Raw genomic sequence first — 18,042 nt, 5'->3', positions numbered from 1 at the left:
TGTGGTGTTTGTTTTTAATTTAATGCATCTAACTGATCTTGGGCATCCCGGGTTTTTTATTTTTCAAGTAATTTAATGTCAGGCCGGCACGCTTGCTGTTTACCGTTTCCATAAGGGCGATGATGTGTTGGTTTTTGCTGTAAGGGCGAGTTGATAAGTCATGTGTGATATTTTTGGGGAGGAGAGGATATTGGATAACCTTAGTTACCTTTGAGTTTGTGGGGCGGGTCGATACATGTCTGTTCGCTGTCTGAAAATTAAATTCCCCAGGTTATTTTGTTGCAGGTCGATACAAAAAAATAATCTCAATTGGAAAGTCAAGTCCTCAATTAAGGTTTTCTGTCCTGGGGTTTCTTGGGTTTTTTGTAAGAAAAGTCTCTAATTTCTGTAGGGAATGTCTCTGGGTGCGAGTGGCCGGGGGGAGCGACATGCCAGGGGGGAAACGACTAGGCTATTGTGCGGGTTCTAAAAAATCGAATAGCGAAATTGGACTTGCCCATGAATAAAGTGCTGATTGTGGATGATCACCCCGTCATTCGTCTCGCGGTACGAATGCTGATGGAGCGTCATGGCTACGAAGTCATTGCAGAAACAGATAATGGTGTGGATGCATTGCAACTGGCCCGAGAATACATGCCGGACATTGTCATACTGGATATTGGAATACCGAAACTGGATGGACTGGAAGTTATTGCGCGGCTGACATCGGCTGCGATGCCGATGAAAGTACTGATATTAACCTCTCAGTCACCTGGGCATTTTTCCATGCGCTGCATGCAGTCCGGCGCCGCCGGGTATGTGTGCAAACAGCAGGATCTCACGGAGTTGCTCAGTGCAATAAAGGCGGTCTTGTCAGGCTACAGTTACTTCCCCAATCAGGCGTTGCATACAGTGCGTGCCAGTCTTGGCAATGCCAGTGAAGCCGATATGGTGGATCGTCTTTCAGGGCGGGAAATGATGGTGTTGCAGCAGTTGGCCCGGGGCAAGACCAATAAAGAAATTGCTGATGGGATGTTTCTCAGTAACAAGACCGTCAGTACCTACAAGACCCGACTGCTGTTGAAACTCAATGCGCGCTCCCTGGTCGATCTGATCGAGCTCGCCCAGCGTAACGGCCTGGCATGATGAGCCCGAGTTTTACGAAGTGCCACAGGCGAGCATTGATCGCGACTCGACACTTGGTAAAAAGCCTCCGTTTCGGGAGGCTTTTAGGTTTTACAAGTCAAAATCGTAATCGGCCAATTGCTTTTGCAGTCGGCGCTCCTCCAGCAGGTTGTCGATGGTCCGACGCTTGCTCAGGTTGGTTTTCGCTACTTCAGCCACCGGCTCGGCATCATCAGCCTCTCCGGCGGTAAAGTCCTCATCCACGTCCAATTGTTCTTTGCCAGTGCTCATTTAGTTACTCCAGGCGAAGAAGGCCTTTGGGGCTCCTTATATCGACAATCTTGCGACGGGTAAAAAAGATTTTTTCAATCGATAAATCGAAAACCCCAATAGCAGCTCAATCGTCCGACGTCTTGTGCTTGTATTCGCACAAGTCTTCGATCCGGCAACTGCCGCAGCGAGGCTTGCGGGCAAGGCAGACGTAACGCCCGTGAAGGATCAGCCAGTGATGGGAGTCGAGCAGGTATTCCTTGGGCACAAACTTCATCAATTTTTTCTCGACCTCGACCACATTCTTGCCAGGCGCGATGCCGGTGCGGTTGCTGACCCGAAAAATGTGGGTATCCACGGCCATCGTCAATTGGCGAAATGCAGTATTGAGCACCACGTTGGCGGTCTTGCGGCCGACGCCAGGCAAGGCTTCGAGTTCCTCACGGGTCTGCGGCACTTCCCCTCCATGACGCTCAACCAGCAGCCGGCAGGTCTCGATCACGTTTTTAGCCTTGCTGTTGTAAAGGCCGATGGTCTTGATGTATTCCGACAATCCTTCCACGCCCAGGGCATAAATCGCCGCCGGGGTATTGGCAACCGGAAACAGTTTTGCCGTGGCCTTGTTGACGCCGACATCGGTTGATTGCGCCGAAAGAATCACCGCAATCAGCAACTCAAAGGGTGAGGAATAGGCCAGTTCGGTCTTCGGTTCCGGATTGTCTTCATGCAGCCGGCGGAATATTTCCAGACGTTTTGCGGCGTTCATGTGCGGTGCGTTTCCTCGAAGGCGATCAGTGTGAGGGTGGGGGGCGATGCCAGGCTTGCCAGGCGGCGATGAGCAACCCGAGCAGTATGAAACCGCCAGGGGCCAGCGTGGCCAGTCGCAAGCCACCGTCAGCGGTCAGCAACCAGCCCTGCCAATCCGCGTGCGTTGCACCCGCCAGCCAGGGCAGATGATTGCCGAGGGTCCCGTAGCCAATGAGTTCGCGCAGCAAGCCCAGGGACACCATCAATGCGCCGAACAGGCCGCAGAGGCGCCAGCGTTCGCGCCAGGGGCCCTGGAAGAAATCACTGCGCTCCAGTACGACGCATTGCAAGGCGATCAACCCGGCATAGATCCCGGCATGTTGATGCCATTGCAACGACCAGACCTGCGCGCCGAGTTCTGCGCAACTGGTCAGCGTTGCGGCAAGCAATACGCTGGCCGGCAAATGGGTCGCTGGGAGCAGGCGCGAGCGCAAGGCGTTCATGCAGAGGCCAAAGGCACTGGTTACCACCATGAACATCAACCACAGGCCCAGGGCATTCACCAGTGAGCCGGTGGCGCCAATCAGTGGCACGAGCATCAGGGTGTTCCGCAGCCGCAGCGATTCATTCATTTGAAGGGCTCCCAAGCAGTGAGGCTCGGTGCTCATCGAAGTAGCGCAATGCGTCATGGGTGGCGTGGATCACCGCTCTTGAGGTGATGGTCGCTCCCGCAACCTGGTCAAACTGTCCCTGGTCCTTTTTCAAGGCCCACCCGTTGTCAGCCGGATCGGTTCGCGACCTGCCGGAAAAGCCCTCGAGCCAGGCGTTCGGCCAGTCGGCGATGCGTGCGCCGAGCCCCGGGGTTTCCATCTGCCTGAGAGTTTTGACCCCCAGCAACCTACCGTTGCGATCGATGGCGATCAGCAAGTCAATGGCGCCCGCGTAGCCCAGGGTCTGGCTGCGCAGCAGCACGGCATAGGCTCGGCCGGCCTTGGTCGCACGGTAGCCCGCCAGCAGCGTGCTGTTGGCCAACGTAGCGTTTTCGAGGCTGAGCGGTTGCTCCAGCGGTTGATTGTCATAGCCGTCGGGCGGCAGCAGGTCCAGCAGGTTGCGACTGTCGATCAGGCGCTGTTCAGTCGCAATCCGCGGTGCGCTGGCGTGCTGCACGAGATAAGTCAGGCCAGCCCCGAGGGTGGCGAGCAATGCAAGGATGGCGGCGCTCGACGCTCGGCTCATGGTGCGCGCAGCTCCTGCCTGGCCGCGACAAGCCGCTCCAGCGCCGGTACACAGAGGTTCATCAACAGCACGGCAAAGGCCACGCCGTCCGGGTAGCCGCCCCAGGTGCGAATAAGGTAGGTCAGCAACCCCACGCCTGCACCGAACAGCAGTCGCGCACCGGGGCTTTTTGCGCCGGACACCGGTTCAGTGACGATGAAGAAAGCGCCGAGCATGCTGGCACCGGTGAGCAGATGAAACAGCGGTGATCCGTGGGAGTCTGAGCCCGAACCGTTCCAGCACAACAGGCTGATGATGAACAGGCTGGCGAGCATGCCAACCGGTGCATGCCAGCTGAATACGCGGCGTTGCAGCAAGAACGCGCCCCCGGCGAGAAAGGCCAGGTTGACCCATTCCACGCCATGGCCACCGAACTGACCAAAGGCCGGATTCGCCGCGAACAGTTCATCCATGGTCAGGCTTTTGTTGATCCGCAGGCTGTCCAATGCCGTGGCCCGGACCCAGGCGTCCGGGTCTTGGCCTGCGCCGAACACTTGCTGCACGCCACCCCACAGGTCCATGCCGTGGGAGGCTGGCCAATGGGTCATCTGCTGTGGAAAGGTCACCATCACCAGGGCGAAACCCAGCATTGCCGGGTTGAACGGGTTGCTGCCGACCCCGCCATACAGGTGCTTGCCCAGCAACATCGCAAACGCCGCAGCACTGATCGTCAGCCACCAGGGACAATAGGGTGGCAAGGCCAGGGCCAGTAGCGTGGCACTGACCAGGGCGCTGCCATCGCTCAAGGTCGGCTTGAGCGCGCGCTTGCGCAATCGCAGCACCGCCGCTTCAAAGGCTAAGGCACTGACACCAGCGAGCGTCAAGTTGATCAACACCCCCCAGCCATAGAACCAGAACAACGCCAACACGCCTGGCAGCGTCGCCAGCAGAACCAGTTTCATCGCCTGCTGCAGACGTTCGTCCGCCGATTCAAGGGGCGGCATGTGCATCCACCTGGCGTTCGGCTTCGCTCAGGGCTCGCTCCAGGGCTTCGATCTGCTCGATGGGAGCCGCACTCGCCTGGGCTTTCTTCAGCTCGGCACGACGCATGGCTAGCTGGATCTTTGCGCGTTTCAGGTCGGCGTCGTTCGCCACAGCGGCGACAGGCGCTACGGCTGGCGGCGCAACGCGTTCCAGTTGGGCCAAGGCTTGCTCGGCGGCTTCGAACTGCTGTTGCAGCACAATCAACTGCGATTGCTGTTCGAAGGTCGGCGGATGACCGAAGGCCTTGAGCGACTTGTTCAGTTGCGCCCGGCTCATCGCCAGGTCGACCTTGGCTTTTTTCAAGGCGGCATCGGCGTTCGCGGCCTTCTGCGCGCGCACGCGTTCGAGGGCTGCCTGCACCGGGTCGAGCGCCACTTCACTGGGTTGGACGGCCCGTTGCGCACGGGCTTCTCGCTCGGCAATTTTTTGTTGCTCTTCACGCTGCAAACGGGCGTTGCGCTGCTCGAAACGGCGCCGTGCATGATTGCGCTTGGCGGCTCGCGCCCGTTGTTCTTCCAGGCTGGAGGCCAGGCCACCGACAATCGGCAGCACGCCGCTCAAGGGCAGCGGATGCATTTCGATGCAGTCCACCGGGCATGGCGCCACGCACAGGTCGCAACCGGTACATTCATCGATGATGACTGTGTGCATCAACTTGGCCGCGCCGACGATGGCGTCAACCGGACAGGCCTGAATGCATTTCGTACAACCAATGCATTCCGCTTCACGAATATAGGCGATCTGCGCCGGAGCCGAGCCGCGACTGGTGTCCAGTTCCAGCACCGGCACGTTCAACAGTTCGGCCAGGGCAATAATGGTTTCACTGCCACCAGGCGGGCATTTGTTGATCGGCTCACCGCTGGCGATGCCTGCGGCGTACGGCTTGCATCCGGGGTGGCCACACTTGCCGCATTGGGTCTGCGGCAAAAGGGCGTCGATGCGTTGAATCAGACTCATGTTTTGATTAGCCCGCTGAATCCGAGAAAGGCCACTGCAATCAGGCCGGCGCCGATCAGGTCGATCGGCAGGCCGCGAAAGGGCAGGGGCACATCGTTGTCGAGTGTGCGCTGGCGCAGGTCCTGGAACAGACTCAGTACCAGCCAAAAGCCCAGCCCGGCACCGATGCTCAAGGCTGAGGCGTGAAAAAATCCGTTGTTCTCCCGGGCGTTGAGCAATGCCACGCCGAGCACCCCGGCATTGCACAGCAGCAACGGCCAAAGACCTTCGAAGGACAGTGTCGAAAACACCCGTGCAAGCAACTTCAACAACGGGCCGATCAGCAGCGCACTCAATGGCAGGAACACGAACAGGTGCAGCGCGGTCAACGCCAACGGTACCAGCAGCCATTGATAGATCACATAGCCAAGCACCCCGGTAACCAGCATCAGGCAAGTCGTCGCGATGCCCAGGGCATGCACCTGGCGACGTTCGCTGCCCAACAGGGGATCTACACCCAGCGGCCAGTGCAACACGAGGTTGTTGAGCAGGGCGGTACTGATGAGCGTAAGCAGGGTTTCGGTCATGATAGTGCTTTGTGGCGAGGGGATTTATCCCCGTTCGGCTGCGAAGCAGTCGTAAATCCGAACAACTCGGTCTGTTTGAACGGTTGCTGAGGGCTGCTTCGCGGCCCAACGGGGCGGTGCGACGTCTCGATGAATCCCCTCACCACATATTTCTTGCTCGCCTTAAAATTGTCTTAAGTGAACAGCATTACGGCAAGAACGGGGCTTTTTCAACGCAGCCGTCTAAAAAGTTTATGCATTATCCGGCAAGGACGGAGGGTGGGCCAGACATGAAAATCCCACAGTCGCGCCAGGCACGACTGTGGGATCGGTTTACCGCAGTGCCTTACTTGATCCGCTGACCAGGCTTGGCGCCGCTGTCAGGGCTCAGCAGGTAGATTTCTTCACCGCCGGGACCTGCCGCCATCACCATGCCTTCGGAAATGCCGAACTTCATTTTGCGCGGCTTGAGGTTGGCGATCATCATCGTCAGTCGGCCATTGAGTTTGGACGGGTCCGGATAAGCGCTCTTGATCCCGGAGAATACATTGCGCTGCTCGTCACCGATATCCAGGGTCAGGCGCAACAGCTTGTCTGCGCCTTCCACGTGCTCGGCCTTGACGATCAGGGCGACGCGCAGGTCAACCGCGGCAAAGGTGTCGAACTCGATCTCCGGCGACAACGGATCCTTCGCCAATTCGCCATTGCCCGCAGGTAAAGCCTCGCCGGTGTCGGTCTGGCTGGCGGTCAGGTCTTCTTTCGAAGCGTCGGTCATGGCCTGCACTTTTACCGGGTCGATACGGGTCATCAGCGGCTTGAACTCGTTCAGCTGATGGTTGGCGAGCAAGGTCGCGTGGTCGTTCCAGGTCAGCGGCGCGACGTTGAGGAACGCCTCGGCATCGGCGGCCAGCAGCGGCAGCACCGGCTTGAGGAAGATCACCAGTTGACGGAACAGGTTGACGCCGGTGGCGCAGATGGCCTGGACTTCTTCCTGCTTGCCTTCCTGTTTGTTCAGCGACCAAGGTGCCTTGTCGGCGATCCAGGCGTTGGCGCGGTCGGCCAGGCCCATGATCTCGCGCATGGCGCGTGCAAAGTCGCGGGCTTCATAGGCGTCGGCAATGCTTGGTGCGGCAGCCAGGAACGCTTCGGTCAGCTCCGGCGCGGCGTTGGTCTCGACCATCACCCCGGCATTGCCCTTGTTGATGAACCCGGCGCAACGGCTGGCGATGTTGACAACTTTGCCGACCAGGTCGGAATTGACCTTCTGCACGAAGTCTTCGAGGTTCAGGTCGAGGTCGTCGACGCCACGGCTCAGCTTGGCTGCGTAGTAGTAACGCAGGTATTCCGGCGACAGGTGATCCAGGTAGGTCCGGGCCTTGATGAAGGTGCCACGGGACTTGGACATTTTCTGGCCGTTGACGGTCAGGTAGCCGTGCACGTTGATGCCGGTCGGCTTGCGGTAGCCCGCGCCTTCGAGCATCGCTGGCCAGAACAGGGCATGGAAGTTGACGATGTCCTTGCCGATGAAGTGGTACAGCTCGGCGGTGGAGTCCTTGCCCCAGAACGCGTCGAAGTCCAGCTCCGGCGTGCGGTCGCAAAGGTTCTTGAAGCTCGCCATGTAGCCGATTGGTGCGTCCAGCCACACGTAGAAGTACTTGCCCGGCTCATCGGGGATTTCAAAACCGAAGTACGGCGCATCGCGGGAGATGTCCCACTGTTGCAGGCCCGCATCCAGCCATTCGGCGATCTTGTTGGCCACGGCGTCTTGCAGGGTGCCGCTGCGGGTCCAGGCCTGCAGCATTTCCTGGAAGTCCGGCAGCTTGAAGAAGAAGTGCTGGGAATCCTTGAGCACCGGAGTGGCCCCGGAAATCGCCGACTTCGGATCCTTCAGGTCGGTCGGTGCGTAGGTCGCGCCGCACTTTTCGCAGTTGTCGCCGTACTGGTCCTCGGTGCCGCATTTCGGGCAGGTGCCCTTGATGAAGCGGTCGGCCAGGAACATTTTCTTTTCCGGGTCGAAATACTGCGTGATCGAACGCGTGGCGATGTGCCCGGCGTCGCGCAGCTTCAGATAGATCTGGCTCGACAGCTCACGGTTTTCTTCGGCGTGAGTGGAGTGGAAGTTGTCGAAGTCCACCAGGAACTCGGCAAAGTCGGCGCTGTGTTCAGCCTGGACGTTGGCGATCAGTTGTTCCGGTGTAATGCCTTCCTTTTCCGCGCGCAGCATGATCGCCGAACCGTGGGCGTCGTCGGCGCAGACATAGATGCATTGGTTGCCGCGGTGCTTCTGGAAACGCACCCACATATCGGTCTGGATGTATTCCAGCATGTGGCCAAGATGGATCGAACCATTGGCATAGGGCAGGGCACTGGTGACGAGGATCTTGCGTGGCTCGGACATGGGGCTCGGCTACTTGATGAAACGGAGGTCGGCCACTATAAAGCGCCGGCAAAGATATTTCACCCCTGCAAATCGTTGCCAGGCATGCCGTCCGGAAGACAGAAGGGGTAGGATACCCGCCATCTATTCCCAGTCTTGTTTTCGGAGTTGCCCATGAGCGCCGTCAATCGCGCAGCGGTGGAAGCCGTCCTTCGCCAATACACCGACCCCTATCTGAACCAGGATCCGGTCAGCGCCGGCTGCGTGCGCCACATCGAGATCCAGGGTGAGCGCGTCAGCGTGCAGCTGGAACTGGGTTATGCCGCCGGCTTGTTCAAGAGCGGTTGGGCGCAGATGCTGCAAATGGCCATTGAAGGCCTTGACGGGGTCAGCGCCGCCCGCGTCGATATCACCAGCGTGATCGCCGCGCACAAGGCCCAGGCACAGATCCCGGGCCTGGCCAACGTCAAGAACGTCGTGGCCGTAGCGTCCGGCAAGGGTGGCGTGGGCAAATCCACCACCGCGGCCAACCTCGCGCTGGCCCTGGCCCGCGAAGGCGCCAAGGTCGGGATCCTCGACGCGGACATCTACGGGCCGAGCCAGGGCATCATGTTCGGTATCGCCGAAGGCACCCGGCCGCAGATCAAGGATCAGAAATGGTTCGTGCCGATTCAGTCCCATGGTGTCGAAGTGATGTCCATGGCGTTCCTCACCGACGACAACACGCCGATGGTCTGGCGCGGGCCGATGGTCTCCGGCGCCTTGCTGCAACTGGTGACACAAACCGCGTGGGGCGACCTGGATTACCTGGTCATCGACATGCCGCCAGGCACCGGTGACATCCAGCTGACCCTGGCACAGAAAGTCCCGGTGGCCGGCGCGGTGATCGTGACCACGCCACAGGACCTGGCATTGCTGGACGCACGCAAGGGCGTGGAGATGTTCCGCAAGGTCAACATCCCCGTACTGGGCGTGGTGGAAAACATGGCCGTACACATCTGCTCGAACTGCGGGCATGCCGAACATCTGTTCGGTGAGGGTGGCGGTGTGAAACTGGCCAATCAGTATGGCGTCGAGCTGCTGGCGTCGCTGCCGCTGGCGATGGCTATCCGCGAACAGGCCGATGGCGGCAAGCCAACGGTCATCGCCGAACCGGACAGCCCGATTGCACTGGTTTACCAGGAACTGGCCCGCCATGTCGGTGCGCGGATCGTGTTGCAGGAAGCCGCCACGCCGGCGATGCCGAATATCACCATCAGCGACGATTGATATCTGCCGGATAACGCCGGTACCTGTGGGAGCGGGCTTGCTCGCGAATGCGGATTAACATTCAACAGTATTGTTGACTGAACCACCGCTTTCGCGAGCAAGTCGAATCGTCGCACCGCCGCTCCCACATTGGTTTAGGGGGGCTCTAGATGCGCAACCCGCCATCCAACTCCAGAATCCGACCGGTGTAATAGTCGTTCTCAAAGATGTAGGCCGCCGAATGGGCGATTTCCTCAGGCTTGCCCATGCGCTTGAGCGGAATCCCCGACGTCATTTTCTCCAGTGCTTCAGGTTTCATGCCCAGCGTCATTTCGGTTTCGATGAAGCCCGGTGCAATGCCGGCCACCCGGATGCCATAGCGCGCCAGTTCCTTGGCCCAGGTCACGGTAGCTGCCGCGACACCGGCCTTGGCGGCGGAGTAGTTGGTCTGGCCAACATTGCCGGCGCGGGAAATCGACGAGATATTGATGATCGCGCCGCTGTTGTCGAGCTCGACCATTTTCGCCGCGACTTCACGGGTGCACAGGAATACGCCGGTCAGGTTGACGTCGATGACCGCCTGCCATTGAGCCAGGGTCATCTTGGTCATTTCGCCATCCTTGACCTTGAGCAGCAGGCCATCACGCAAGATCCCGGCATTGTTGATCAGGCCATGAATAGCACCAAAGTCGCTGGCGACCTGGGCGACCATATGGCTCACTTGCTCTTCATTGGCGACGTTGCACAGATAGGCGCGGGCTTCGACGCCCAAGGCCGTGCAGGCAGCGACGGTGTCGTCGAGCTTTTCCTGGTTCAGGTCGACGAGCGCCAGTTTTGCGCCCCTGGCGGCCAAATACTCGGCCATGGAGCGGCCTAAACCCTGGCAACCGCCCGTGATAATGATTACTTTGTCAGTGAGTTTCATTCGCATGCCCCCGGTGGCAGGTCTGGTTGGTTTTGCTTCTTGAGTGCCTCTCGATCTGCGCCCGAACTGGCCACGGCTGCACATGAGAACTACCCCGACGGCATGCTGGAACTTTCATCAGCAGCCTGTCCGTTTTTGCGACGGATTCTTAATAAGGAGTCATAAATTGAGCGTTGAAGCGGCTAAGCATGCACGAGAATTGCTCCTCAAGGAATACCGTGGGGTGCTCTCCACACACTCCAAGTCAATGCCTGGTTTCCCGTTCGGTTCCGTGGTTCCGTACTGCCTGGACGAGCTCGGCCGGCCGCTGATCCTGATCAGCCGCATCGCCCAGCACACCCACAATCTGCAAAAAGATCCGAAATGCTCACTGTTCGTGGGCGAGCGTGGGGCCGAAGACGTCCAGGCCGTTGGTCGCCTGACCTACCTGGCCGAAGCGCAACAGGTCGAAGACGTTGCCGCCATCGAAGCGGCCGCCGAACGGTACTACCGCTATTTCCCGGATTCGCAGAACTATCATCAGGCCCACGATTTCGACTTCTGGGTGCTCAAGCCGGTGCGCCATCGCTACATTGGCGGGTTTGGCGCGATCCACTGGGTCAACGAGCTGCCCCTGGCCAACCCGTTTGCCGGCAAGGCCGAGGCGAGCATGATCGAACACATGAACGCCGATCACGCCAAAGCCATTGCGCATTACGTCGAACTGGCCGGCTTGCCGAAAACTTCGCCGGCGACCCTGGTGGGCATCGACAGCGAAGGCATGCACCTGCTCATCGGCCAGGGGCTGCACTGGCTGCCGTTTCCAGCGCCTTGTAATACGCCGACACAAGTGCGCGAGGCCTTGGTTTTCCTGGCTCATGCCGAACATTGGCCGAAAAAGGCAGTGGCTGACGCTTGAATTCACGAAATGGCGACGTCATCTAAGGATTACTGGCAAGGCATTCTTGCGTTGAGGAACCATTTGATGCGCCCTTTTTTGTTGCTCTTTCTGCTGTTCCCGGTGTTGGAGCTGTTCGTATTCGTCAAGGTGGCAGGGTCGATCGGGTTTTTCCCGGCCCTGCTGCTGATCATTCTCGGCTCGATGTTCGGTGTGTTCGTGTTGCGCGTTGCCGGGTTGGCCACCGCACTGCGTGCCCGTGAAAGCCTGAATCGTGGCGAATTGCCAGCCCAGACCATGCTGGAAGGCCTGATGTTGGCGTTGGCCGGTGGCTTGTTGATTCTTCCGGGTTTCATCAGCGACGTGATCGGCCTGGTCATGCTGATGCCGATCAGCCGTCGCCTCCTGGCCAATAAAATGCGCCAGCGTGCCGAGGAACAAGCGATCCGCCAGCGTGCGTTCGCCGACGACCTCCAGCCCCGTGGGGGCCCTGCGCCGCGCGAGCCTCTGGGCCGCGAGCCGAACGTGATCGAAGGCGAGTTCGAACACCGCGATACCAAGTAACAGCAATATCGACACGGCACCTTCGGGTGCCGTGTTCGTTTTCGGGCGATCACCGTAAAAATTTTTCGATCTGCGCCCTTGTAATAAGCTTGTGCGCCCTTATGTAACGGTCACCGCAAGGTTTCTGGTGATCACGCCAGACAGACTTCCGCGGTTCGCTCGACGAACCGCACCCGGCACCGCCGGACTTTGTTAAACCCGCCGGGACTACACCGGCCGATGAAAACCACAATTAGGAGAGATCGACAATGAAGCTTCGTCCTCTGCATGACCGCGTCGTCATCCGTCGCAGCGAAGAAGAAAAGAAAACCGCTGGCGGTATCGTCCTGCCAGGTTCGGCTGCTGAAAAAGCCAACAGCGGCGAAATCCTCGCTGTCGGCACCGGCCGCGTACTGGAAAACGGTGAAGTGCGTGCACTGTCCGTGAAAGTGGGCGACAAGGTTGTGTTCGGTCCTTACTCCGGCAGCAACACTGTGAAAGTCGACGGCGAAGACCTGCTGGTAATGAGCGAGAACGAAATCCTCGCTGTTGTCGAAGGCTGATTCCCCGCTCATTTTCCCGTTACTACAAAGTATTTAAGGAATATCGATCATGGCTGCTAAAGAAGTTAAATTCGGCGATTCCGCCCGCAAGAAAATGCTCACCGGTGTCAACGTCCTGGCTGACGCAGTAAAAGCGACCCTGGGCCCGAAAGGCCGTAACGTGATCATCGAGAAGAGCTTCGGCGCTCCGACCATCACCAAGGACGGCGTTTCCGTAGCCAAAGAAATCGAACTGGAAGACCGTTTCGAAAACATGGGCGCGCAGCTGGTCAAAGACGTTGCCTCCCGTGCCAACGATGACGCAGGCGACGGCACCACCACCGCTACCGTTCTGGCTCAATCGATCGTCAACGAAGGCCTGAAAGCCGTCGCTGCCGGCATGAACCCGATGGATCTGAAGCGCGGTATCGACAAAGCGACCATCGCTATCGTCAAAGAGCTGAAGGCCCTGTCCAAGCCATGCGCTGACACCAAGGCTATCGCTCAGGTAGGTACCATCTCCGCCAACTCCGACAACTCCATCGGCGACATCATTGCTGAAGCCATGGAAAAAGTCGGTAAAGAAGGCGTGATCACCGTCGAAGAAGGCTCGGGCCTGGAAAACGAACTGTCGGTTGTTGAAGGCATGCAGTTCGACCGTGGCTACCTGTCCCCGTACTTCGTCAACAAGCCAGAGACCATGGTCGCTGAGCTGGACGGCCCGCTGATCCTGCTGGTCGACAAGAAGATCTCGAACATCCGCGAAATGCTGCCAGTACTGGAAGCCGTTGCCAAAGCCGGCCGTCCACTGCTGATCGTGGCCGAAGACGTTGAAGGCGAAGCCCTGGCGACTCTGGTTGTGAACAACATGCGCGGTATCGTCAAAGTCGCAGCCGTCAAGGCGCCTGGCTTCGGCGACCGTCGCAAGGCCATGCTGCAGGACATCGCCGTTCTGACCGGTGGTACCGTTATCTCCGAAGAGATCGGCCTGAGCCTGGAAAGCACCACCCTGGAGCACCTGGGTAACGCCAAGCGCGTAACCCTGTCCAAGGAAAACACCATCATCGTTGACGGTGCTGGCGTTCAAGGCGACATCGAAGCACGCATCAACCAGATCCGTGCCCAGGTTGCCGAGACTTCCTCGGACTACGACCGTGAAAAACTGCAGGAGCGTCTGGCCAAGTTGTCCGGCGGCGTTGCAGTGATCAAGGTTGGCGCTGGTTCCGAAGTTGAAATGAAAGAGAAGAAAGCCCGCGTTGAAGACGCCCTGCACGCTACCCGTGCAGCCGTTGAAGAAGGCGTGGTGCCTGGCGGTGGCGTGGCCCTGATCCGTGCTCTGGAAGCACTGACTCAACTGAAAGGCGACAACGCCGATCAGGACGTGGGTATCGCTGTACTGCGTCGCGCTGTTGAAGCGCCGCTGCGCCAGATCGTTGCCAACTCCGGCGACGAGCCAAGCGTAGTGGTCGACAAGGTCAAGAACGGCGAAGGCAGCTTCGGCTACAACGCTGCGACTGGCGAATACGGCGACATGATCGAAATGGGTATCCTGGACCCAACCAAGGTCACCCGTTCGGCTCTGCAAGCTGCAGCGTCCATCGGCGGCCTGATCCTGACCACCGAAGCTGCGGTAGCTGACGCACCGAAGAAAGACAGCGGTGCTGGCGGCGGCATGCCAGACATGGGCGGTATGGGCGGCATGGGCGGCATGATGTAAGCCAGCCTTACCCCTGTATAAAAAAACCCCGCCTGCGTAAGTAGGCGGGGTTTTTTATTGCCCGGATTTTGAAGTGCAAGCGATTCAGTGTGGGAGCGGGCTTGCTCGCTAAGACGGTGTGTCAATCACCGGGGAGGTTGACTGATCTACCGCCTTCGCGAGCAAGCCCGCTCCCACATTTGATCTGTATTTCAGGCACTGACCGGCTGTGCTTCGAGCTCTCTCTCGGCCTTGGAAGTGGGTCGATAAAGGATGTAGTAATACGACCCCAGGCAAATCAGCCAGCAGAATACCGCCGTCCACACGTTGTGCGAGAAGAAGTGTGCTCCCTGCAGCATCCGGCCGATGGAAAAAACCGAGCCCAGGGCGAAGGCGAAAACAAAGGCCGCACGCGCCATGCGCGGACGGCGATCACGCAACACGAAGAACAGTGCAAACAGGGTGAAACCGGTCGCGGCGTGACCGCCAGGCCAGCAACGCCCCGGTTTTTCTGTAGCCGGACGCGGGCTCAACAATTCGCTGTAGGTCTCGTGACCGCCGAATTGCTCCAGGCTCCACGGGCATTGCACCGCCGTCACCGCTTTCATCGGCGTGACAAAGGACGTCGCCAGCCCCAGGGACAGCACCAGGCAGCCCAGTTCCCGCTTGAACGGCTTGAGCCGGGGCAGAAAGAACGAACCGGCAAAACCGAGGATAGCCAGCACCGAGAAGGCGATAACCACTTGCTTGGCCCGATCATGCAGGACGGTTTCCAGGAAATAACTGTGCCGGCCGATGAAGTCCCCGGCGACCGGATCGTAGAACAGCCTGGCCAGGTCCATGTCCAGGGTCGTCAGTTCAAGCAACACCAGAATGATTGCCGCAACGGCGGGAACACCCAGGCACACCCAGAAGTTGAGCGGGCGAGAAGCGGGGCGTGCAGAGATCGAAACCATGGTCAATCCTTGGTCAGTGAAATGTTCTTGAATACGCAGCCGCGCGGAGTCTGGGCTCGACCCTGTCGTCAACCCGTGAACCGATAGTGAAAAAAACGTTGGGGCTTGATCCGACGATTTCGCCCAACCGACGACTGCACGCAACCCTGGCCCTGAATCACGCTTGGCCTTAAGCTGCGCGGGCCGAGACGGCCGTTATTGTGTACGGAGAAGATGCCCATGCGAATTTTATTGGTTGAAGACAACCGCGATATCCTGGCTAATCTGGCCGATTACCTGGGACTCAAGGGCTATACCGTGGATTGCGCACAGGACGGTTTGTCGGGCCTGCATCTGGCAGCTACGGAGCATTACGACTTGATCGTACTCGATATCATGTTGCCTGGCATCGACGGCTACACGCTGTGCAAACGCCTGCGCGAAGATGCCCGGCGCGACACGCCGGTGATCATGCTCACTGCCCGTGATCAACTGGACGACCGGCTGCAAGGCTTCAAGTCCGGTGCCGATGACTACCTGATCAAACCCTTCGCCTTGTCTGAACTGGCGGCGCGGATCGAAGCAGTGATGCGTCGCACCCAAGGTGGAGGTCGCCGGACCTTGCAGGTGGGTGACCTGAGCTATGACCTCGATACGCTGGAGGTCACCCGCGAAGGCCGATTGCTCAAGCTCAACCCGGTGGGCCTGAAGTTGCTGGCGGTCCTGATGCAGAAAAGCCCGCATGTACTGCGCCGCGAAATTCTCGAAGAGGCCCTGTGGGGCGATGACTGCCCAGACAGCGACAGCCTGCGCAGCCATGTCCATCAATTGCGCCAGGTGATCGACAAGCCGTTCGCCAAACCGCTGCTGCAAACCGTGCACGGTGTGGGTTACCGCCTGGCCGAGGGGCGTGATGGAGTTTAAACAGAGCCTCGCTCAACGGATCATCATTGCCTTTGCGCTGATGAGCGCACTGGTGGCGGGCGCCTTTGCCATGGGCATCGTTGCCACCGTGCACCTGGTGGAAGAAAAATTGATCTCGGCGGGCCTGGGTGGCGATTTGCAGCGCCTGTTGCTGATGGACAGCGTTTCGGACTGGAGCCATCGCCCGGAACCGGACCAGTTGTTTTATTTCAGCGGCGGGCGGGGCGATTTCGAGTTGCCCAAGGATTTGCGGCACCTGGATCCAGGGTTTCACGAGGTTTTTCGCGAGCAGCTGTCGTACCACGCGATGGTCGAGGTGGTCGATGGTCGGCGCTATGTGCTGTTGCAGGACCAGAGTGACTTCGAAGAGCGCGAGCGAGTGCTGTTTGCCGTGGTGCTGGTGGGCTTCGTGCTGAGCCTGGCGCTGGCGGTGTTTCTCGGCTGGGTGCTGGCGCGCAAGGTAATGGCACCGGTAGTAAGGCTGGCGCGTCAGGTACGTCATCGCGATCAGCTACTGGGTCTGGCACCGCCACTGGCGCCGGATTATGCGGCCGATGAAGTGGGTGAGCTGGCCGTGGCCTTCGACGCTACCCTCGGCCGGTTGCGCCAGGCGCTGACCCGTGAGCGCATGTTCACCAGTGACGTCAGCCATGAACTGCGCACGCCCTTGATGGTGTTGGCCAGTTCCTGCGAGTTGCTGTTGGAAAACCCCGGGATCGACCAGCGCGGCCTTGCCCAGGTCGAGCGAATTGCCCGCGCCAGTGAAGAAATGCGCGAGTTGGTACAAACTTTCCTGATGTTGGCCCGCGCTCAGCGCGAAGACGCCGGCATGTCTGCGCAGCAAACGCTGGATGAAGTGGCCGACGGCTTGATCAACCTGTGGCGCGAGCCGATCGAGGCCAAGGGGCTCAAGCTGATTGTCGACTGGGGTGGTCCCCACACTACTCGGTATAACGCAACGCTATTGCACGCGGTCATGGGCAACCTGCTGCGTAACGCATTGCATTACACCGACCGTGGATTTATCCGGCTGAGCCTGATGCCCACCGGGTTCACGGTCGAGGACAGTGGCGTGGGTATTCCCGAGGAAAAACGCGAAGCGATGTTCGAACCTTTTGTGCGAGGCAACGAGAAACGCGGAGAGGGCCTCGGGCTTGGACTATCGTTAGTACAACGGATCTGTGAAAACCAGGGCTGGAGCGTCAGCCTGACGACCATGGAACCCAATGGCTGTCGTTTTCAGGTCCAGTTCAATGCGTCGACTGTGAGTTGATGGTCGCTGGACGGTTGGTTGAGATTGCCGCCTTGTAATACCTCGAAACGTTTCGAGGTTTTCATCACGAAATTTTCACAATCGCATGACCTGACCCTCACACATCACTGCCTAAGGTGGTTGGAATCAGAAGCTCAGGAGATTGATGATGGTGGATGGCCCGATCAAACTGGATTTTTCCAACAAGTACGACGATCAACACGCCAAACGTTACCTGCAAAAACACAAGGATGGCGTCGGCCGCCGCCTGTCCCACTGGCGTGACGTACAAATGGCGCGCAAGGCGCTGGCGTTGGTCGGCGAGCCGGGCCTGGTTCTCGATCTGCCCTGCGGTGCGGGGCGTTTCTGGCCAATGCTGGCGGAGAAACCCAACCGCGTGATCATCGGTGCCGACAACTCCGAGTCCATGATCAAGATCGCTACACAGTCGCAACCGGCTGAAGTGGTGAAACGGGTACAACCCTTGCAGACGTCCGCGTTCGACATTGCGTTGCCGGATAACGCTGTCGACAGCATTTTCTGCATGCGTTTGCTCCACCACATCGGTGAAGCCCAGCATCGACTGGCGATCTTGCGCGAATTCGAGCGCGTCAGCCGAGACAGCGTCATCCTTTCACTGTGGGTCGACGGTAACTTCAAAGCCTGGAAACGCAAGCGCGCGGAGAGAACCCGTGGGCAGGAAGGTTACCAAAATAGATTTGTGTTACCGGCGGCTACCGTAGAAAAGGAGTTTGAGCAGGCTGGTTTCCGTATTCAGGAACGTATCGACTTTTTGCCGCTCTATGCCATGTGGCGAGTTTATGTATTACGCAAGAGGTAA

At 58.9% G+C, this 18,042-nt stretch carries 19 protein-coding genes; 9 read left to right on the top strand and 10 right to left on the bottom strand.

Features of this window, described 5'->3' with window-relative positions:
* Positions 1-498: 498 nt before the first annotated feature.
* A complete protein-coding gene (locus AC1Q8Q_RS06855; protein ID WP_008057539.1) occupies positions 499-1,125 on the top strand; it encodes a response regulator transcription factor in 627 nt (208 codons plus the stop codon).
* Positions 1,126-1,215: 90 nt separating this feature from the next.
* On the opposite strand, the gene AC1Q8Q_RS06850 is transcribed toward AC1Q8Q_RS06855, so the two are convergent.
* The 8 genes from AC1Q8Q_RS06850 to metG form a co-directional block, all read right to left on the bottom strand.
* Positions 1,216-1,395 (bottom strand): PA3496 family putative envelope integrity protein, encoded by a 180-nt coding sequence (locus AC1Q8Q_RS06850; protein ID WP_020799896.1) that lies wholly within the window; start codon positions 1,393-1,395, stop codon positions 1,216-1,218.
* Positions 1,396-1,501: 106 nt separating this feature from the next.
* Positions 1,502-2,140: an endonuclease III gene (nth, locus tag AC1Q8Q_RS06845; RefSeq protein ID WP_020799897.1), complete on the bottom strand. Its 639-nt coding sequence runs from the start codon at positions 2,138-2,140 to the stop codon at positions 1,502-1,504.
* A 25-nt stretch (positions 2,141-2,165) separates the two neighbouring features.
* A complete protein-coding gene (locus AC1Q8Q_RS06840) occupies positions 2,166-2,753 on the bottom strand; it encodes an Rnf-Nqr domain containing protein (RefSeq protein ID WP_042955729.1) in 588 nt (195 codons plus the stop codon).
* Positions 2,746-3,357, bottom strand: coding sequence for an RnfABCDGE type electron transport complex subunit G (locus tag AC1Q8Q_RS06835; protein WP_020799899.1), 612 nt, complete (start codon positions 3,355-3,357; stop codon positions 2,746-2,748). Before AC1Q8Q_RS06835 ends, AC1Q8Q_RS06840 begins: the two co-directional genes overlap by 8 nt.
* On the bottom strand, positions 3,354-4,340 hold the full coding sequence (locus tag AC1Q8Q_RS06830) for an RnfABCDGE type electron transport complex subunit D (protein WP_083349730.1): 987 nt from the start codon (positions 4,338-4,340) through the stop codon (positions 3,354-3,356). Before AC1Q8Q_RS06830 ends, AC1Q8Q_RS06835 begins: the two co-directional genes overlap by 4 nt.
* On the bottom strand, positions 4,327-5,337 hold the full coding sequence (gene rsxB, locus AC1Q8Q_RS06825) for an electron transport complex subunit RsxB (protein WP_033044492.1): 1,011 nt from the start codon (positions 5,335-5,337) through the stop codon (positions 4,327-4,329). Before rsxB ends, AC1Q8Q_RS06830 begins: the two co-directional genes overlap by 14 nt.
* Positions 5,334-5,903, bottom strand: coding sequence for an Rnf-Nqr domain containing protein (locus tag AC1Q8Q_RS06820; protein ID WP_020799902.1), 570 nt, complete (start codon positions 5,901-5,903; stop codon positions 5,334-5,336). The genes rsxB and AC1Q8Q_RS06820 overlap by 4 nt, the downstream gene beginning before the upstream one ends.
* A gap of 325 nt (positions 5,904-6,228) precedes the next feature.
* Positions 6,229-8,280: a methionine--tRNA ligase gene (metG, locus tag AC1Q8Q_RS06815; RefSeq protein WP_033044251.1), complete on the bottom strand. Its 2,052-nt coding sequence runs from the start codon at positions 8,278-8,280 to the stop codon at positions 6,229-6,231.
* 153 nt (positions 8,281-8,433) lie between these two features.
* On the opposite strand from metG, the gene apbC reads away from it, so the two are divergent.
* Positions 8,434-9,528 carry an iron-sulfur cluster carrier protein ApbC gene (gene apbC / locus AC1Q8Q_RS06810; protein ID WP_020799904.1) on the top strand — a complete coding sequence of 365 codons (1,095 nt, stop codon included), beginning with the start codon at positions 8,434-8,436 and terminating at the stop codon, positions 9,526-9,528.
* A 145-nt stretch (positions 9,529-9,673) separates the two neighbouring features.
* Here the strand turns inward: apbC and AC1Q8Q_RS06805 are convergent, their stop codons facing one another.
* Entirely contained in the window at positions 9,674-10,432 is a 759-nt protein-coding gene (locus tag AC1Q8Q_RS06805) for an SDR family oxidoreductase (RefSeq protein WP_033044250.1), read from the bottom strand.
* A 166-nt stretch (positions 10,433-10,598) separates the two neighbouring features.
* Here AC1Q8Q_RS06805 and AC1Q8Q_RS06800 point away from each other — a divergent pair, with 166 nt between their 5' ends.
* The 4 genes from AC1Q8Q_RS06800 (at position 10,599) to groL (ending at position 14,111) form a co-directional block, all read left to right on the top strand.
* Positions 10,599-11,330, top strand: coding sequence for a HugZ family pyridoxamine 5'-phosphate oxidase (locus AC1Q8Q_RS06800; RefSeq protein ID WP_492614915.1), 732 nt, complete (start codon positions 10,599-10,601; stop codon positions 11,328-11,330).
* 66 nt (positions 11,331-11,396) lie between these two features.
* A complete protein-coding gene (locus tag AC1Q8Q_RS06795) occupies positions 11,397-11,873 on the top strand; it encodes an FxsA family protein (protein ID WP_020799907.1) in 477 nt (158 codons plus the stop codon).
* 248 nt (positions 11,874-12,121) lie between these two features.
* Entirely contained in the window at positions 12,122-12,415 is a 294-nt protein-coding gene (locus AC1Q8Q_RS06790) for a co-chaperone GroES (protein WP_020799908.1), read from the top strand.
* Positions 12,416-12,464: 49 nt separating this feature from the next.
* Positions 12,465-14,111: a chaperonin GroEL gene (gene groL, locus AC1Q8Q_RS06785; RefSeq protein ID WP_020799909.1), complete on the top strand. Its 1,647-nt coding sequence runs from the start codon at positions 12,465-12,467 to the stop codon at positions 14,109-14,111.
* Between the two features lie 191 nt (positions 14,112-14,302).
* Here the strand turns inward: groL and AC1Q8Q_RS06780 are convergent, their stop codons facing one another.
* Positions 14,303-15,046, bottom strand: coding sequence for a phosphatase PAP2 family protein (locus AC1Q8Q_RS06780; protein WP_020799910.1), 744 nt, complete (start codon positions 15,044-15,046; stop codon positions 14,303-14,305).
* Positions 15,047-15,265: 219 nt separating this feature from the next.
* Here AC1Q8Q_RS06780 and colR point away from each other — a divergent pair, with 219 nt between their 5' ends.
* The 3 genes from colR to AC1Q8Q_RS06765 all read left to right on the top strand — a co-directional run bounded on the left by colR (position 15,266) and on the right by AC1Q8Q_RS06765 (position 18,042).
* Complete coding sequence (gene colR, locus AC1Q8Q_RS06775) at positions 15,266-15,949, top strand: two-component system response regulator ColR (protein WP_020799911.1); 684 nt, start codon at positions 15,266-15,268, stop codon at positions 15,947-15,949.
* Positions 15,939-17,222 (top strand): sensor histidine kinase, encoded by a 1,284-nt coding sequence (locus tag AC1Q8Q_RS06770; RefSeq protein WP_020799912.1) that lies wholly within the window; start codon positions 15,939-15,941, stop codon positions 17,220-17,222. The genes colR and AC1Q8Q_RS06770 overlap by 11 nt, the downstream gene beginning before the upstream one ends.
* 151 nt (positions 17,223-17,373) lie before the next feature.
* Positions 17,374-18,042 carry a class I SAM-dependent methyltransferase gene (locus tag AC1Q8Q_RS06765; protein ID WP_033044253.1) on the top strand — a complete coding sequence of 223 codons (669 nt, stop codon included), beginning with the start codon at positions 17,374-17,376 and terminating at the stop codon, positions 18,040-18,042.

This window comes from Pseudomonas sp. GW823-FHT06B06, assembly GCF_058795195.1.
This window is presented reverse-complemented; position numbering and strand designations above follow the sequence as displayed.

Excerpts from the sequence above, each read along its gene's own strand:
- AC1Q8Q_RS06770 (WP_020799912.1), top strand. The coding sequence starts at position 15,939 with ATGGAGTTTAAACAGAGCCTCGCTCAACGGATCATCATTGCCTTTGCG.
- nth (WP_020799897.1), bottom strand. The coding sequence starts at position 2,140 with ATGAACGCCGCAAAACGTCTGGAAATATTCCGCCGGCTGCATGAAGAC.
- AC1Q8Q_RS06850 (WP_020799896.1), bottom strand. The coding sequence starts at position 1,395 with ATGAGCACTGGCAAAGAACAATTGGACGTGGATGAGGACTTTACCGCC.
- metG (WP_033044251.1), bottom strand. The coding sequence starts at position 8,280 with ATGTCCGAGCCACGCAAGATCCTCGTCACCAGTGCCCTGCCCTATGCC.
- AC1Q8Q_RS06840 (WP_042955729.1), bottom strand. The coding sequence starts at position 2,753 with ATGAATGAATCGCTGCGGCTGCGGAACACCCTGATGCTCGTGCCACTG.
- AC1Q8Q_RS06820 (WP_020799902.1), bottom strand. The coding sequence starts at position 5,903 with ATGACCGAAACCCTGCTTACGCTCATCAGTACCGCCCTGCTCAACAAC.
- AC1Q8Q_RS06830 (WP_083349730.1), bottom strand. The coding sequence starts at position 4,340 with ATGCCGCCCCTTGAATCGGCGGACGAACGTCTGCAGCAGGCGATGAAA.
- AC1Q8Q_RS06835 (WP_020799899.1), bottom strand. The coding sequence starts at position 3,357 with ATGAGCCGAGCGTCGAGCGCCGCCATCCTTGCATTGCTCGCCACCCTC.
- apbC (WP_020799904.1), top strand. The coding sequence starts at position 8,434 with ATGAGCGCCGTCAATCGCGCAGCGGTGGAAGCCGTCCTTCGCCAATAC.
- AC1Q8Q_RS06805 (WP_033044250.1), bottom strand. The coding sequence starts at position 10,432 with ATGAAACTCACTGACAAAGTAATCATTATCACGGGCGGTTGCCAGGGT.
- AC1Q8Q_RS06795 (WP_020799907.1), top strand. The coding sequence starts at position 11,397 with ATGCGCCCTTTTTTGTTGCTCTTTCTGCTGTTCCCGGTGTTGGAGCTG.
- groL (WP_020799909.1), top strand. The coding sequence starts at position 12,465 with ATGGCTGCTAAAGAAGTTAAATTCGGCGATTCCGCCCGCAAGAAAATG.
- rsxB (WP_033044492.1), bottom strand. The coding sequence starts at position 5,337 with ATGAGTCTGATTCAACGCATCGACGCCCTTTTGCCGCAGACCCAATGC.
- AC1Q8Q_RS06780 (WP_020799910.1), bottom strand. The coding sequence starts at position 15,046 with ATGGTTTCGATCTCTGCACGCCCCGCTTCTCGCCCGCTCAACTTCTGG.
- AC1Q8Q_RS06855 (WP_008057539.1), top strand. The coding sequence starts at position 499 with ATGAATAAAGTGCTGATTGTGGATGATCACCCCGTCATTCGTCTCGCG.
- AC1Q8Q_RS06790 (WP_020799908.1), top strand. The coding sequence starts at position 12,122 with ATGAAGCTTCGTCCTCTGCATGACCGCGTCGTCATCCGTCGCAGCGAA.
- colR (WP_020799911.1), top strand. The coding sequence starts at position 15,266 with ATGCGAATTTTATTGGTTGAAGACAACCGCGATATCCTGGCTAATCTG.